Below are 15,985 nucleotides of genomic sequence, written 5' to 3'. Positions count from 1 at the left end.
GAAGCCTATGAACCCGAATTTTCTGGATTTCGAACAGCCGATTGCTGACCTGCAAGCCAAGATCGAAGAGCTGCGCCTGGTTGGTAACGACAACTCGCTGAACATTGGCGAAGAAATTTCGCGCCTGCAGGACAAGAGCAGCGCCCTGACTGCCAGCATCTTCAACAATCTGACCAGTTGGCAGATTGCACGAATGGCTCGTCATCCGCGCCGTCCTTACACCCTGGACTACATCGAGCACATCTTCACCGAGTTCGACGAACTGCACGGTGACCGTCACTTCTCCGACGATGCCGCCATTGTTGGTGGTGTCGCCCGCCTGGACGGTCGGCCAGTCATGGTCATCGGTCATCAGAAAGGCCGCGAAGTGCGCGAGAAAGTTCGCCGCAACTTCGGTATGCCGCGCCCTGAAGGCTACCGTAAGGCGTGCCGCCTGATGGAAATGGCCGAGCGTTTCAAGATGCCGATCCTCACCTTCATCGACACGCCAGGTGCTTACCCGGGTATCGACGCTGAAGAGCGCAACCAAAGCGAAGCCATTGCCTGGAACCTGCGGGTCATGGCACGTCTTAAAACCCCGATCATCGCCACCGTTATCGGTGAAGGTGGTTCCGGTGGTGCGTTGGCCATTGGTGTCTGCGACCAACTGAACATGCTGCAATACTCCACCTATTCGGTGATCTCGCCAGAAGGCTGCGCGTCGATTCTCTGGAAAACCTCCGAGAAGGCCGCTGATGCTGCCGAGGCCATGGGCATTACCGCCGAGCGTCTGAAAGGCCTGGGTATTGTCGACAAGGTCATTGCCGAGCCACTGGGTGGTGCTCACCGTGATCCAGCGGCGGCGGCGGCTTCGATCCGTGGCGAGTTGCTTGAGCAACTGGACATGCTGAAGAAGTTCGATAACGACGCGCTGCTCAAGCGTCGTTACGATCGTCTGATGAGCTACGGGCTCTGATCTGAAGGCATCGGTGCCCCGCTTGCAGGTATGCCAGGCTCCTTTCAGGGGCTGGCATGCCGGTGAACGCGTGCAGAGCGCTCGCTGACGAGGTGCCCCGATGACTGATCTACCTACCAGGCTGCTTGCCAGCCTGGCACCCTGGCGCAACGCACCGTCCTGGTGTGTCGCGCTATCCGGTGGGCTGGACTCCAGTGTCCTGCTTCATCTGCTGGCGCTGTTGTCCCGCCAGCATGCCTTGCCCCCTCTACGTGCCATCCACATCCATCACGGCCTTCAGGTCGCTGCTGACGCGTGGCCGCAGCTTTGCCAGCAACGCTGCGACGCGCTTGGTATTGAGCTTCAGGTCATTCATGTCACGGTAGCGCCGGGTGCGAGCCTGGAGCAGGGCGCAAGGGATGCACGCTACCGGGCGTTTGCTGAAGCATTGCGCCCTGCTGAGGTGTTGTTGACGGCTCAACACCGTGAGGATCAGGCTGAAACCATACTGTTTCGCTTGCTGCGTGGCGCGGGTGTGCGAGGGTTGGCAGCGATGCCGGTGCAGCGCCCATTGGGTACGGGGCGCTTGGTGCGTCCACTTTTGGCGGTTGGGCGCGAAGAACTGGAGCGTTATGCGGCGCAGCAGGGGCTGGAGTGGATCGACGATCCCTCCAACACCGATTGTCGCTTCTCACGTAATTACTTGCGCCATGACGTGTTTCCGGTGTTGACCCAGCGCTGGCCTCAGGCGGCACAAAGCCTTGCACGCAGCGCTGCTCACCTCGAGGAAGCGCGCGTATTGCTTGAGGAACTGGCGCAGCAGGATCTGCTACAGGCCCGAACGGCCAGTGGTTTTGAATGGCTGGCATTGCCTTCGTTGGATTTGCCGACACTCCGGGCGCTTTCCCCGGCGCGCCAGCGCAACGCGTTGCAGTCCTGGCTGGCTGAGTACACTCGTTTACCCGACAGCCGGCACTGGGCTGGGTGGGAGAGCGTGCGGGATGCGGCCGACGGCAGTCGTGCCCTGTGGCGCCTCACCGATGGTGAGTTGCACCGTTGCGGCGATCGGATCTGGTGGTTGGCAGGTGACTGGCTTAAACCGCAGCCACCGACTCAGCCCTGGCGTGATCCTGGTCGACCACTGGCGTTGATCGATAACGGCTGTGTCCGTATAAGTGGTGGAGTGCCGCAGGGCTTAGTGCAGATTCGCTATCGTCAGGGCGGTGAAATGCTTCAGGTGCCAGGCCGAGGCCAGCGCGATCTCAAGCGTTTGCTCAACGAGCAGCATTTGCCGCTGTTCGTTCGCGCTCGGCTACCCTTACTGTTCGAGGGTGAGCGTCTGTTGGCAGTAGCGAACCTGCCTTCGCTGGCGCAGGACCAGTGGCAATTGCACTGGTCAGCACCGACGAACGCGCAAGGTTTGAGATGAAGGGCAGTTTCGGGTAGACTACGCTCCCTTCTTGATACAGCTTCTGTGACTTCATCGAAATCACGGGAGTTGCCGATTACCAAGCAGTTTTTTGCTGGGCGATTCTAAAAATGTTTAGCGAGCTCCTTACCGGGTTTTTTACCCCCGGTCTGTCCAGACGCGGCAGTTTTTTAAGATGCACTGTGATTGACGCAGGTGATCGGGGGCTTCGGCCTTCCTTCGCTTTCCCCGGCGGCGCAGACCGCTTTAACGCAGACTTCTAGGGTTTTTCATGACGCGCTACATATTCGTCACGGGCGGTGTTGTTTCTTCATTGGGGAAAGGCATTGCCTCGGCTTCATTGGCGGCCATCCTGGAGGCGCGGGGGCTCAAGGTCACCATGCTCAAGCTGGACCCGTACATCAACGTCGACCCGGGCACCATGAGCCCTTTCCAGCACGGTGAGGTGTTCGTCACCCACGACGGCGCCGAGACCGACCTGGACCTGGGCCACTATGAGCGGTTCATCCGCACGACCATGACCCAGAACAACAACTTCACCACCGGGCGTGTCTACGAGCACGTGCTGCGCAAGGAGCGCCGTGGTGATTATCTGGGCGCGACCATCCAGGTCATTCCGCACATCACCGACGAGATCAAGCGTCGCATCATCAAGGGCGCCGGCGATGCCGACGTGGCCCTGGTGGAAATCGGCGGTACTGTGGGTGACATTGAGTCGCAACCGTTCCTCGAAGCGATCCGTCAGCTGCGTGTTGAAGTAGGCTCCAAGCGCGCCATGCTGATGCACCTGACGCTGGTTCCGTACATTGCCACTGCCGGTGAGACCAAAACCAAGCCGACTCAGCATTCGGTCAAGGAGCTGCGCTCCATTGGTCTGCAGCCAGACGTACTGATTTGCCGCTCCGACCACCCGGTTGATGTGTCTTCTCGTCGCAAGATTGCCCTGTTCACCAACGTTGAAGAGCGTGCGGTGATCTCCCTGGAAGACGTCGACACCATCTACAAGATCCCGGCCGTACTGCACGCCCAGGGTCTGGATGATTTCGTCGTCGAGCGTTTCGGCCTGCAATGCAACGGTGCCGACCTGTCCGAGTGGGAAAAGGTTGTCGACGCCAAGCTCAACCCCGAGCATGAAGTCACCATCGCCATGGTCGGTAAGTACATGGAGCTGCTGGACGCGTACAAGTCGCTGATCGAAGCGATGAGCCACGCCGGCATCCAGAACCGCACCAAGGTCAACCTGCGCTACATCGACTCCGAAGACATCGAGAACCAGGGCACAAGCCTGCTCGAAGGTGCTGACGCCATCCTGGTACCCGGTGGTTTCGGTCTGCGCGGTGTCGAAGGCAAGATCACTGCCGTTCAGTACGCCCGTGAGAACAAGGTGCCTTACCTGGGCATCTGCCTGGGCATGCAGGTTGCCGTGATCGAATTCGCGCGTAACGTCATGGGCTGGAAAGACGCCAACTCCACCGAGTTCGATCGCAACAGCGGTCACCCGGTTGTCGGTTTGATCACCGAGTGGGCTGACGCTACCGGCGCCGTCGAAACCCGTACCGAAACTTCCGACCTGGGCGGCACCATGCGCCTTGGCGCTCAAGAGTGCCAGTTGGAGGGCGGTTCCAAGGTTCATGACTGCTATGGTAAGGACGTCATTGTCGAGCGTCATCGCCACCGCTATGAAGTGAACAACAACCTGTTGCCGCAGTTGATCGAAGCTGGCCTGAAAGTGTCCGGTCGTTCCGGCGACGGCGCACTGGTTGAAGTTGTCGAGGCCAAGGATCATCCATGGTTCGTCGCTTGCCAGTTCCACCCGGAGTTCACCTCCACGCCACGTGATGGCCACCCACTGTTCAGTGGTTTCGTGAAGGCGGCACTGGCACAACGGAACAAAGGCTGATCCATGACCCAGAAGATCATTCGCGTCGGTAACATCGAGATCGCCAACGACAAGCCAATGGTGCTGTTCGGCGGTATGAACGTGCTGGAAAGTCGTGACCTGGCACTCAAGGTCTGCGAAGAGTACGTGCGGGTGACCGAGAAGCTCGGTATCCCTTACGTGTTCAAGGCCAGCTTCGACAAGGCCAACCGTTCTTCGATCAATTCGTATCGTGGGCCGGGCCTGGAAGAGGGCATGCGGATTTTCGAGGACGTGAAGAAAGCGTTCGGCGTGCCCGTTATCACTGACGTGCATGAGCCGGACCAGGCTGCCACGGTGGCCAAGGTCTGCGACATCATCCAGTTGCCGGCCTTTCTGTCTCGTCAGACCGATCTGGTCGTGGCCATGGCCAAGACCGGCGCTGTGATCAATATCAAGAAAGCCCAGTTCCTCGCACCGCAGGAGATGAAGCACATCCTGACCAAGTGCGAGGAGGCCGGTAACGATCAGTTGATCCTCTGCGAGCGTGGTTCCAGCTTCGGCTATAACAACCTGGTGGTGGACATGCTGGGCTTCGGTATCATGAAGCAGTTTGAATACCCGGTGTTCTTCGACGTCACCCACGCCCTGCAAATGCCGGGCGGCCGCGCCGATTCGGCCGGTGGTCGTCGTGCCCAGGTCACCGACCTCGCCAAGGCTGGCATCAGCCAAGGCCTGGCAGGTCTGTTCCTGGAGGCCCATCCGGATCCGGACAACGCCAAGTGCGATGGTCCATGCGCCCTGCGCCTGGACAAACTGGAGCCATTCCTGGCCCAGCTCAAGCAACTGGATGATCTGGTTAAGAGTTTTCCGACGGTAGAAACCGCGTAATCCTCATTTCTCCGGTAAAGTACCGCACGCTCAACCCCTGACCAACCGGTCAGGGTTCTCTCCCCGTCAGGCTTGCCTTGCCTGTTTTTCCTTGTCTGGCGGCGGGCAAAGATTTTTCTCAGCTGCGTTGTTTTCGTCAATTTTGGAGTGCTTACAACAATGGCAAAGATCGTCGACATCAAAGGTCGTGAAGTTCTCGATTCGCGTGGTAACCCCACCGTCGAAGCGGACGTACTGCTCGACAACGGCATCATCGGCAGTGCCTGTGCGCCGTCCGGTGCTTCCACTGGCTCGCGTGAAGCGCTCGAGCTGCGTGATGGCGACAAGAGCCGTTACATGGGCAAGGGCGTGCTGAAAGCCGTTGCCAACATCAATGGCCCGATCCGCGACCTGCTGCTGGGCAAAGACCCAAGCGACCAGAAAGCCCTCGACCACGCGATGATTGAGCTGGACGGTACCGAGAACAAGGCCAAGCTGGGCGCCAACGCCATCCTGGCTGTCTCCCTGGCTGCCGCCAAGGCCGCTGCTCAGGACCAGGATCTGCCGCTGTACGCGCACATCGCCAACCTGAACGGTACCCCAGGCCAGTACTCCATGCCTGTGCCAATGATGAACATCATCAACGGTGGCGAGCACGCGGATAACAACGTCGACATTCAGGAGTTCATGGTTCAGCCGGTTGGCGCCAAGACCTTCTCCGACGCACTGCGCATGGGCACCGAGATTTTCCACCACCTCAAAGCCGTGCTGAAGGCCCGTGGCCTGAACACTGCGGTAGGTGACGAAGGCGGTTTCGCACCAAACCTGGCGTCCAACGAAGATGCACTGTCGGCTATCGCCGAAGCTGTGGCCAATGCAGGCTACAAACTGGGCACCGACGTGACCCTGGCACTGGACTGCGCTTCCAGCGAATTCTTCGAAGACGGCAAGTACAACCTGTCGGGTGAAGGCAAGTCGTTCGACGCCAACGGTTTCGCCGACTACCTGAAAGGCCTGACCGAGCGCTTCCCGATCATCTCCATCGAAGACGGCATGGACGAGTCCGACTGGGCTGGCTGGAAAGCCCTGACCGACAAGATTGGTGAGAAGGTACAACTGGTCGGTGACGATCTGTTCGTTACCAACACCAAGATCCTGAAGGAAGGCATCGACAAGAAGATCGCCAACTCCATCCTGATCAAGTTCAACCAGATCGGCACGCTGACCGAGACCCTGGAAGCCATCCAGATGGCCAAGGCTGCAGGCTACACCGCCGTGATTTCGCACCGCTCCGGTGAAACTGAAGACTCGACCATTGCCGACCTGGCTGTGGGTACTGCTGCGGGTCAGATCAAGACCGGTTCGCTGTGCCGTTCCGATCGCGTCTCCAAGTACAACCAACTGCTGCGTATCGAAGAGCAACTGGGCGCCAAAGCGGTATACCGCGGCCGTGCCGAGTTTCGTGGCTAAGCAAGAAATGGTAAAAAGACAGCAGTGTGCCGCCGATCGGTCATACTGATCGACAGCAACATGCTTGTTGCAGGCAATTGCCCACAAAGCCTGGCTTCGGCCAGGCTTCGTGCCATCAGCAACCTGCATTAAGCAGCGGTCTTTTCCACTGGATACCTCGATGCGCAGTCCCTATTGGTTGTTCCTCGTTCTGCTCTTGTTGCTTGCCGGCCTGCAGTATCGTCTGTGGGTGGGTAATGGCAGCCTGGCGCAGGTCACTGAGCTCAAGCAGCAGATCGCTGATCAGCACGCCGAGAATGAACGGTTGCTGGAGCGTAATCGCGTGCTCGATGCTGAAGTGCTGGAGTTGAAAAAAGGTATGGAGACCGTCGAAGAACGGGCGCGCCACGAACTGGGTATGGTCAAAGAGGGCGAAACCCTCTACCAGTTACCGCAATGAGCCAGTCCCTGCCTGCCTTCTGGGCAGTGATACCTGCTGCGGGCGTTGGTGCCCGAATAGCAGCCGATCGCCCCAAACAGTACTTGCAGTTGGGCGGCCGGACAATCCTCGAGCATAGCCTCGACTGTTTTCTAGACCACCCCTGCCTCAAGGGCGTGGTTGTCAGCCTCGCCGCTGACGATCCTTATTGGCCAGGTCTTCGCTGCGCCGTTGATACTCGTATCCAGCGTGCAGCCGGTGGGCGTGAGCGGGCCGACTCAGTGCTCAATGCGTTGCTGTTGTTGCATGCTCAGGGGGCTGACGACGCCGACTGGGTGCTGGTGCATGATGCTGCGCGACCGAACCTGGCACGTACCGACCTGGATCGGCTACTGGCCGAACTTGCCGATGATCCGGTGGGTGGGCTGCTGGCCGTGCCTGCGCGAGACACGCTTAAGCGTGCAGATGCCCAGGGCCGGGTGGCCGCGACCATTGACCGCAGTACCGTCTGGCAGGCCTATACACCGCAGATGTTTCGTCTGGGTGCCCTGCACCGTGCGCTGGCCGACAGCCTGGTGGCGGACGTGGTGATTACCGACGAAGCCTCTGCTATCGAGTGGTCGGGGCAGGCGCCGCGACTGATCGAAGGACGCAGTGACAACATCAAGGTCACTCGCCCAGAAGACCTTGAGTGGCTGCGTCAGCGCTGGGCGCTGCGCGGCTGATTGCCAACCGCCAGCCAGACTGGCTTCTACGGGGTGCGGTACTCCGGCAGATTTGCCAATCCTTCTCGTAAGTAATCCACCAATTGACGCACCTTGGGCGACAGATGCCGTTGCTGTGGATACAGCGCCCACACGGCAGTGTTGGGGGGTTGGTGCGCTTCAAGCAGCGAAACCAGTGCACCGCTGCGCAGGTGCTCTTGCACGTAGTAGTCCGGTAGTTGGCACAAGCCTACGCCCTGCAGTGCTGCATCGAGCACCGCCTGGCCGCTGTTGCAGCGCCAGTTGCCCTGTACGCGCTGTGCGATTTCACGCCCATCCTGCTGCAAAGGCCAGCTGTCCGTACTGCCGATCAAGCAGTTGTGTCGCGCCAGTTCCGAAAGGCTGTGCGGGCGACCATAGCGCTCCAGATACGCGGGCGAGGCGCAGAGGTACATGCGCCGGGGCGCCAGGCGGCTGGCCACCAGTCGCGAGTCCTGCAGGCGCCCCAGTCGAATGGCCATGTCCATGCCTTCATGCAGCAGGTCCAGTGTACGGTTGGTCAGTTCGATATCCACCCGCAATTGCGGGTAAAGGGCCATGAAGCGGGTCACCAGCGGCACAATGAAACGCTCGCCATATGCCACTGCGCAGGTCATGCGCAGCAGCCCCTTGGGTTCGCTACCAAGGTCGCCCATGGCTCGTAGCGCTTCGTCCCGGCCATCTTGCAAACGCTGGCAATGTTGCAGGAACGTCTGTCCTGCCTCCGTCAGGCTGACCCTTCGGGTGCTGCGATATAGCAGGCGGGTCTGCAGGCGTTCTTCGAGGCGGGCAATTTGGCGGCTGATATGGGAAGACGAAACCCCAAGGCGCTCTGCTGCTGCGGTGAACTGCCCTGATTCGGCGACGGCGACGAACTCATCGAAGCCTTCCCAGTGACTGCTTGCCATCGATTATCCCTGCTCAGCATTAATGTTTTGCGTTTGCCTGGATTATTCATCAAATGTTGATGAATTACACTTCAAGGCTGGAAACCGAACCTTTGCTGGAGAAGATTCATGATCAAGTCCCGTGCCGCCGTTGCCTTCGAGGCCAAGAAACCACTGGAGATCGTTGAGGTCGATGTGGCCATGCCCAAGGCGGGCGAAGTGCTGCTGCGCGTAGTGGCGAGTGGTGTCTGCCACACGGATGCCTACACCCTGTCCGGCGCCGATCCGGAAGGTATCTTCCCCTCGATTCTTGGCCATGAAGGCGGTGCTATCGTCGAAGCCATCGGTGAGGGTGTCACCTCGGTCGCTGTAGGTGACCACGTGATCCCGCTGTACACCCCGGAGTGTGGCAAGTGCAAATTCTGCCTCTCTGGCAAGACCAACCTGTGCCAGGCTATTCGTGCCACTCAGGGCAAGGGCCTGATGCCTGACGGCACCACGCGCTTCTCCTACAAGGGCCAGCAACTGTTCCACTACATGGGCACCTCGACGTTCTCCGAGTACACCGTACTGCCGGAAATCTCCGTGGCCAAAATCCAGAAGGAAGCACCGCTGGAAAAAGTCTGCCTGCTGGGCTGCGGTGTCACTACTGGTATTGGTGCAGTGCTCAACACTGCCAAGGTCAAGCCAGGCGACACCGTCGCGGTTTTCGGCCTCGGTGGCATCGGCCTGTCGGCGATCATTGGTGCAGTCAAGGCCAAGGCTTCGCGCATCATTGCAGTGGACATCAACCCGGCCAAGTTCGAGATCGCCCGTCAGTTGGGCGCGACCGATTGCGTCAACCCGAAAGACTATGACCGTCCGATTCAGGAGGTCATCGTTGACCTGACCGATGGTGGTGTGGACTTCTCCTTCGAGTGCGTTGGCAACGTGCAACTGATGCGTGCAGCGCTGGAGTGTTGCCACAAGGGTTGGGGCGAATCCGTGATCATCGGTGTGGCCGGTGCAGGTCAGGAAATCTCGACGCGTCCGTTCCAACTGGTCACCGGTCGCGTCTGGCGCGGCTCGGCCTTCGGTGGCGTGCGTGGCCGTAGCGAACTGCCAAGCTATGTCGAGATGGCTGAAAAGGGCGAAATCCCGCTCGATACCTTCATCACCCATACCATGGGGCTTGAAGACATCAACAAGGCTTTCGACCTGATGCATGAAGGCAAGAGCATTCGCAGCGTCATCCATTTCTGAGGTCAGCCATGAGCCTGGAAAACCTATCCTGCCAAAAGAGCTTTGGTGGCTGGCACAAGCGTTATCGGCACCGCTCTGAGGTGCTGGGGTGTGACATGGTCTTTGCGGTCTACCTGCCGCCACAAGCGGAGCAGGGCGGCAAGCTGCCAGTGTTGTACTGGCTGAGCGGCTTGACCTGCACGGACGAGAATTTCATGCAGAAAGCCGGTGCGCACAAGCTGGCTGCGGAACTGGGGCTGATTATCGTTGCCCCAGACACCAGCCCGCGAGGGCCGAAGGTACCGGGTGATCCGGACGGCGCCTGGGACTTCGGTCTTGGCGCGGGCTTCTACCTCAACGCCACCGAGCAGCCGTGGGCGGAGCACTACCGCATGCACGACTATGTGGTCGAGGAACTGCCCGCACTGGTCGAAGCGCACTTTCCGGCCTCCGACAAGCGCGGTGTCAGTGGTCACTCCATGGGGGGGCACGGTGCATTGGTTTGCGCCTTGCGCAATCCGGGTCGTTATCGCTCGGTCTCGGCGTTTGCCCCGATCAGCAACCCGATGGATTGCCCTTGGGGGCAGAAGGCGTTTTCCCGTTACCTGGGAGAGGAGCGCGCGCGTTGGCGTGAGTGGGATGCCAGCGTCTTGATTGCCGAGGCGAGCGAGCGGCTGCCATTGCTGGTCGATCAGGGTGATCGTGACGATTTCCTGGTCACTCAGCTCAAGCCGGAAGTCTTGGCCCAGGCTGCGCGTGCTGCGGATCATCCCCTGACGTTGCGCCTGCAGCCGGGGTATGACCACAGCTACTACTTCATCGCCAGCTTCATCGATGACCATCTGCGTCATCATGCCGCTGCGTTGCGCTAGGGGCTGCGGACAAATCAAGCCCAAGCCCGGGTAAAGCAGGTAGAATCACGCCCTGACTCAATCAGGGCGTTTTTCTATGCGTATTGGCCACGGCTACGATGTACATCGCTTCGCACAGGGCGATTTTATTACCTTGGGCGGTGTGCGCATTGCCCACTCTTCCGGGCTGTTGGCTCACTCCGACGGCGACGTGCTGCTGCATGCCCTGAGCGACGCCTTGCTTGGTGCGGCAGCATTGGGCGATATCGGCCGGCACTTTCCCGATACGGACCCGCAGTTCAAGGGCGCAGACAGCCGCGTGCTGTTGCGTCATGTGCTGGCCAAGGTCCAGGCCAAGGGGTGGAAAGTCGGGAATGTCGACGCAACCATCGTTGCCCAGGCTCCGAAAATGGCGCCCCATATCGAAACCATGCGCGCCCTGATTGCTGAAGACCTGCAGGTCGATATCGACCAGGTCAACGTCAAGGCCACCACCACCGAGAAGCTCGGTTTCACCGGGCGTGAAGAAGGCATTGCCGTTCACGCTGTTGCCTTGTTGCTGTCAGCATGACCGAACTTGAATTGCTTGGCCCGTGCGCATCGGGTCCATCCTTGGGGCATGCCGTGCTCAAGGCGACCGCGGAAGATTTTCAGGTCGACGAAGTACTCGATATCCCGCTCTCCGGTGACGGCGAGCACCTGTGGCTGTGGGTCGAGAAACGCGACCTCAACACCGAGGAAGCTGCCCGCCGTCTGGCTCGTGCAGCCGGCGTGCCGGTGCGTAACATCAGTTATGCCGGCCTCAAGGATCGTCAGGCCCTGACGCGCCAATGGTTCAGTCTGCACCTGCCGGGCAAGGCCGATCCGGACCTGTCTGGCGCAGAAAACGAAACCCTGCGAATCCTCAAGCGTGCCCGGCATAAGCGCAAACTGCAGCGCGGTGCGCACTCTGCCAACGGCTTCACCTTGCGCCTGACTCAACTGTCTGCAGACCCCGCTGCTCTCCAGGCTCGCCTGGAGCAGTTGCGCAGTGAGGGTGTTCCCAACTACTTCGGCACGCAGCGCTTCGGTCATAACGGCGGGAACATTGTTGATGCCCGTGACTGGGCGGCCCGCCAGGCCTTGCCGGAGCAACGCAATGTGCGGTCGCGGCTGCTTTCGGCTGCGCGCAGCTACCTGTTCAACCGGGTGCTGGCGGCCCGCGTTGCCAATGGCACCTGGAACCAGGCGCAGGTCGGTGACTTGCTGGCCTTCACCGACAGCCGCAGTTTTTTCCCGGCAGGGGAGGCTGAGTGCCAAGATCCTCGTCTTTCGATACTTGACCTGCATCCAACCGGTCCACTGTGGGGTGAGGGGCACTCTGCCACAGGTGGTGCTGTTGCTGAGTTGGAGCAGCGCATCGGCGAAGAAGAGGCGGCGTTGTGCCAATGGTTGAGCAAGGCCGGCATGAGTCACGAGCGACGCATTCTGCGGCTGCCCATTGGCGGTCTGACGTGGCATTATCCCGAGCCTGATATCCTGCAACTGGAATTCGTCCTTCCGGCCGGATGCTTCGCCACCGTTGTGGTGCGTGAACTCATCGACCTGGCGCCGGCAGGGCAGACGGACAGCCCATGCGTATTCTGATTTCAAACGATGATGGGGTTACTGCCCCCGGACTTGCCGCACTGCACGCTGCGTTGGCGGATTATGCCGAGTGTGTGGTGATTGCCCCGGATCAAGACAAAAGCGGCGCGAGCAGCTCGCTGACCCTTGACCGGCCGCTGCACCCGCAGACCCTGGCCAACGGTTACATCAGCCTCAATGGCACACCCACCGACTGCGTGCACCTGGGCCTTAATGGTCTGTTGCCGTATACCCCCGACATGGTGGTTTCGGGCATCAACCTGGGCGCCAACCTGGGCGATGATGTGTTGTATTCGGGTACGGTCGCTGCCGCACTGGAAGGGCGCTTCCTCGGTGGAACCTCGTTTGCGTTTTCGCTGTTGTCGCGTCTTCCCGACAATCTGCCAGCGGCTGCCTATATTGCCCGCAGGCTGGTCGAGGCGCAGAGCCGCCTGACATTGCCCCCACGCACAGTGCTTAACGTCAATATTCCGAACCTCCCGCTGGAGCACATCCGTGGTATCCAGCTGACGCGTCTCGGTCACCGTGCGCGTGCAGCTGCGCCGACCAAGGTGGTTAACCCGCGCGGTAAGGAAGGCTATTGGATCGCGGTGGCTGGCGATGCTGAGGACGGCGGCCCGGGCACCGATTTTCACGCGGTGATGCAGGGCTATGTATCGATTACCCCGCTGCAGCTCGATCGCACCTTCAATGAGGCGTTTGAACAACTCGATGGTTGGTTGGAGGGTGTGCTCTGATGCGTGAGGACGATCTGGTGCGCCGCGGTATTGGCATGACCTCTCAGCGAACCCGTGAGCGACTGATCCAGCGGTTGTGTGAAGAGGGGATCTCCAATCCGCAGGTGTTGGAGGTCATTCGCCGCACGCCACGCCATCTGTTCGTCGACGAAGCGCTGGCGCACCGCGCCTACGAGGATACAGCGCTGCCGATTGGTAACAACCAGACCATCTCCCAGCCCTTTATTGTGGCGCACATGAGTGAGTTGTTGCTCGAAGCGGGTCCGTTGGACAAAGTGCTGGAGATTGGCACGGGTTCTGGTTACCAGACCGCGATTCTGTCGCAGTTGGTTGAGCGAGTGTTTTCGGTTGAACGCATCAAGGTGCTGCAAGACCGGGCCAAGGAGCGTTTGCTCGAACTCAATCTGCGTAACGTGGTGTTCCGTTGGGGCGATGGCTGTGAAGGTTGGCCAGCCCTGGCCCCTTACAATGGGATCATCGTCACTGCGGTTGCTCCCGAGGTTCCGCAAGCCTTGCTTGATCAGCTTGCGCCCGGTGGGCGCATGGTCATTCCGGTGGGCGCTACAGGAGAGTTGCAGCAGTTGATGTTGATCGTTCGTGAGGAGAACGGTTTCTCCCAGCGTGCGATGGGGGCGGTGCGTTTTGTGCCATTGCTCAACGGCCCGGTGGCTTGAGCCAGGCTTTTTTCTGCGTGAGCGAATTCTGCTGCAGGCTGCAGGTCTATTTGCCAGGCCTGAGCAAACATCCTGAGTAAATTTGTGCTGCGTGAGCCCGCCGCAATAGGCGCACGCTCAGTTATAATTGCAACATTATTTCATTTTCCTTATCGGTCACCATTAGAGGGAGCGGCGGGTGAGTCACACAGTCATTCGGCAGCGTATGGGTCTATCGAGCTTCAGGCTTCTGGTGATTGCACTTGCCTTTGGTACGCTGGTTACGGGTTGTTCCAGCACTTCTTCGAGCAGCGTTGGCGTGGTGGACCGCAATAATGCGGCGCCCAAGCGTCCTGCCGTGACCACAGGGCAGTACGTCGTACGTCCAGGTGATACCCTGTTCTCCATCGCTTTCCGATACGGTTGGGACTACAAGGCGTTGGCTGCGCGCAACAATATTGCGCCGCCCTATACCATTCGTCCTGGGCAGGCTATTCGTTTCGATGGCCGTTCCGGTGGTGCGTCGGGTACTCCCTCCCAGACCGTGGTCAGCAGCTCCTCGTCGTCAAGTAAAACTACGGTTACCCGGCGCCCGGTGGGTACCCCGGCGCCTTCCAAAAGCACCTCGTCGAGTGCCGCCAGCAGCGTGCCTGCGCCCGTTCAGGTGCCGGCATCGGAGCGTGCTGTGGGGGGCTGGGCATGGCCTGCGAGTGGTGTGTTAATTGGTAAATTTGCTTCAAACGGTAGTTTGAATAAAGGCATTGATATCGCCGGTGATTTGGGACAGCCTGTTTTTGCTGCGTCTGATGGTTCAGTGGTGTACGCCGGAAGTGGCTTGCGGGGCTACGGCGAGTTGGTAATTATCAAGCACAGCGACACCTACGTCAGTGCTTACGGTCATAACCGTAGGCTGTTGGTTCGGGAGGGGCAGCAGGTCAAGGCAGGGCAGACAATTGCCGAGATGGGGTCCACGGGTACTGACCGGGTGAAGCTTCATTTTGAGATTCGCCGTCAGGGGAAACCTGTAGATCCGTTGCAATTCCTGCCGCGTCGTTGACCGCTTGTGCCTTGCCTGTTCCTTCGCGTAGTGGGGACAGGCTCCAGCGCTACCAAGGATCAGGTGACGCTCGAGTCTGAGTTCGAACTCAGCAAAGGACTATAACAATGGCTCTCAGTAAAGAAGTGCCGGAGTTTGACATCGACGATGAGGTTCTCCTGATGGAGGCCGGTATCGTTTTGGAAACGGATGTGGTGTCAGACGAACCTGCTGTATCTTCGGTTCGGACCAAAGCCAAACACGGCTCGTCACTCAAACAGCACAAGTACATCGACTACACCCGAGCACTTGATGCTACTCAGCTTTACCTGAATGAAATCGGATTCTCACCCCTGCTTTCGCCTGAGGAAGAAGTTCATTTTGCGCGGCTGTCGCAAAGTGGTGATCCTGCTGGGCGTAAGCGCATGATCGAGAGCAACTTGCGTCTGGTGGTAAAAATTGCCCGGCGCTATGTGAATCGGGGGCTTTCGCTGCTTGACCTCATCGAGGAAGGCAACCTGGGGTTGATCCGTGCTGTCGAGAAGTTCGATCCTGAACGTGGTTTCCGTTTCTCTACCTATGCCACCTGGTGGATCCGGCAGACCATCGAACGGGCGATCATGAACCAGACCCGTACCATCCGCTTGCCGATCCATGTGGTCAAGGAGCTGAACGTTTACCTGCGTGCTGCTCGGGAACTGACCCAGAAGCTCGATCACGAACCGTCGCCGGAAGAGATTGCCAGCTTGCTGGAGAAGCCTGTTGGTGAGGTCAAGCGCATGCTGGGCCTTAACGAGCGCGTGTCTTCAGTCGATGTTTCGCTGGGGCCTGATTCTGACAAGACCCTGCTCGATACCCTCACTGACGATCGACCGACTGACCCCTGCGAGTTGCTTCAGGACGATGATCTGTCCCAGAGCATCGACCAGTGGCTCAGTGAGTTGACTGACAAGCAACGTGAGGTGGTGATTCGCCGTTTTGGCTTGCGCGGCCATGAGAGCAGTACCCTTGAGGATGTTGGCTTGGAGATCGGTCTGACCCGGGAGCGGGTTCGCCAGATCCAGGTTGAGGGGCTAAAGCGCCTGCGCGAGATTCTGGAGAAGAACGGTCTGTCCAGCGAGTCGCTGTTCCAGTAACGCCGATGCAGTGAAAAACACCCCGACTGGTTCGGGGTGTTTTTGTTGTGCGCCAGGCATGGCGCGTTGCGCGTTAGCGCAACCCGTTTGGCTGTGGTGGCTGAATGGGTGACTTG

General features: G+C 59.5%; 16 protein-coding genes. 15 read left to right on the top strand and 1 reads right to left on the bottom strand.

The genetic code is table 11. The annotated features are described in order from the left end of the window. Positions 1-7: 7 nt before the first annotated feature. The 7 genes from accA to ispD all read left to right on the top strand — a co-directional run bounded on the left by accA (position 8) and on the right by ispD (position 7,704). Positions 8-955: an acetyl-CoA carboxylase carboxyl transferase subunit alpha gene (accA, locus tag CYD26_RS14120; RefSeq protein ID WP_099773730.1), complete on the top strand. Its 948-nt coding sequence runs from the start codon at positions 8-10 to the stop codon at positions 953-955. Positions 956-1,055: 100 nt separating this feature from the next. After that, on the top strand, positions 1,056-2,363 hold the full coding sequence (tilS, locus tag CYD26_RS14115; protein WP_102052865.1) for a tRNA lysidine(34) synthetase TilS: 1,308 nt from the start codon (positions 1,056-1,058) through the stop codon (positions 2,361-2,363). Positions 2,364-2,634: 271 nt separating this feature from the next. Next, positions 2,635-4,263, top strand: coding sequence for a CTP synthase (locus CYD26_RS14110; RefSeq protein WP_102052864.1), 1,629 nt, complete (start codon positions 2,635-2,637; stop codon positions 4,261-4,263). 3 nt (positions 4,264-4,266) lie between these two features. Further along, positions 4,267-5,112 carry a 3-deoxy-8-phosphooctulonate synthase gene (gene kdsA / locus CYD26_RS14105; RefSeq protein ID WP_099773733.1) on the top strand — a complete coding sequence of 282 codons (846 nt, stop codon included), beginning with the start codon at positions 4,267-4,269 and terminating at the stop codon, positions 5,110-5,112. 159 nt (positions 5,113-5,271) lie between these two features. Then, a complete protein-coding gene (gene eno, locus CYD26_RS14100; protein ID WP_099773734.1) occupies positions 5,272-6,561 on the top strand; it encodes a phosphopyruvate hydratase in 1,290 nt (429 codons plus the stop codon). 160 nt (positions 6,562-6,721) lie between these two features. Continuing rightward, positions 6,722-7,000, top strand: a complete 279-nt coding sequence (ftsB, locus tag CYD26_RS14095; RefSeq protein ID WP_099773735.1) for a cell division protein FtsB — start codon at positions 6,722-6,724, stop codon at positions 6,998-7,000. Further along, positions 6,997-7,704 (top strand): 2-C-methyl-D-erythritol 4-phosphate cytidylyltransferase, encoded by a 708-nt coding sequence (gene ispD, locus CYD26_RS14090; protein ID WP_102052863.1) that lies wholly within the window; start codon positions 6,997-6,999, stop codon positions 7,702-7,704. Before ftsB ends, ispD begins: the two co-directional genes overlap by 4 nt. Before the next feature lie 26 nt (positions 7,705-7,730). Here the strand turns inward: ispD and CYD26_RS14085 are convergent, their stop codons facing one another. After that, on the bottom strand, positions 7,731-8,630 hold the full coding sequence (locus tag CYD26_RS14085) for a LysR substrate-binding domain-containing protein (protein ID WP_099773737.1): 900 nt from the start codon (positions 8,628-8,630) through the stop codon (positions 7,731-7,733). Positions 8,631-8,738: 108 nt separating this feature from the next. On the opposite strand from CYD26_RS14085, the gene CYD26_RS14080 reads away from it, so the two are divergent. The 8 genes from CYD26_RS14080 to rpoS all read left to right on the top strand — a co-directional run bounded on the left by CYD26_RS14080 (position 8,739) and on the right by rpoS (position 15,869). Further along, entirely contained in the window at positions 8,739-9,851 is a 1,113-nt protein-coding gene (locus CYD26_RS14080) for an S-(hydroxymethyl)glutathione dehydrogenase/class III alcohol dehydrogenase (RefSeq protein ID WP_099773738.1), read from the top strand. 8 nt (positions 9,852-9,859) lie between these two features. Then, positions 9,860-10,702 (top strand): S-formylglutathione hydrolase, encoded by an 843-nt coding sequence (fghA, locus tag CYD26_RS14075; RefSeq protein WP_099773739.1) that lies wholly within the window; start codon positions 9,860-9,862, stop codon positions 10,700-10,702. A 76-nt stretch (positions 10,703-10,778) separates the two neighbouring features. Beyond that, positions 10,779-11,252 carry a 2-C-methyl-D-erythritol 2,4-cyclodiphosphate synthase gene (gene ispF / locus CYD26_RS14070; protein WP_099773740.1) on the top strand — a complete coding sequence of 158 codons (474 nt, stop codon included), beginning with the start codon at positions 10,779-10,781 and terminating at the stop codon, positions 11,250-11,252. Beyond that, positions 11,249-12,307 (top strand): tRNA pseudouridine(13) synthase TruD, encoded by a 1,059-nt coding sequence (truD, locus tag CYD26_RS14065; protein WP_102052862.1) that lies wholly within the window; start codon positions 11,249-11,251, stop codon positions 12,305-12,307. Before ispF ends, truD begins: the two co-directional genes overlap by 4 nt. Next, entirely contained in the window at positions 12,295-13,044 is a 750-nt protein-coding gene (surE, locus tag CYD26_RS14060) for a 5'/3'-nucleotidase SurE (RefSeq protein WP_099773742.1), read from the top strand. Before truD ends, surE begins: the two co-directional genes overlap by 13 nt. A gap of 35 nt (positions 13,045-13,079) precedes the next feature. Next, a complete protein-coding gene (locus CYD26_RS14055) occupies positions 13,080-13,718 on the top strand; it encodes a protein-L-isoaspartate(D-aspartate) O-methyltransferase (protein WP_177442435.1) in 639 nt (212 codons plus the stop codon). A gap of 178 nt (positions 13,719-13,896) precedes the next feature. Next, positions 13,897-14,754, top strand: a complete 858-nt coding sequence (locus CYD26_RS14050; protein ID WP_102052861.1) for a peptidoglycan DD-metalloendopeptidase family protein — start codon at positions 13,897-13,899, stop codon at positions 14,752-14,754. Positions 14,755-14,861: 107 nt separating this feature from the next. Beyond that, the gene (gene rpoS / locus CYD26_RS14045) at positions 14,862-15,869 is read left to right on the top strand and encodes an RNA polymerase sigma factor RpoS (protein WP_102052860.1); all 1,008 of its coding nucleotides are present in this window, start codon (positions 14,862-14,864) and stop codon (positions 15,867-15,869) included. The last annotated feature ends 116 nt before the right edge of the window (positions 15,870-15,985 follow it).

Origin of the sequence: Pseudomonas sp. FFUP_PS_473, assembly GCF_002858665.1 — a bacterium.
Taxonomy (GTDB): domain Bacteria; phylum Pseudomonadota; class Gammaproteobacteria; order Pseudomonadales; family Pseudomonadaceae; genus Aquipseudomonas; species Aquipseudomonas defluvii.
The sequence above is the reverse complement of the archived record's forward strand: the minus strand, read 5'-3'. Positions and strand labels throughout refer to the sequence as shown.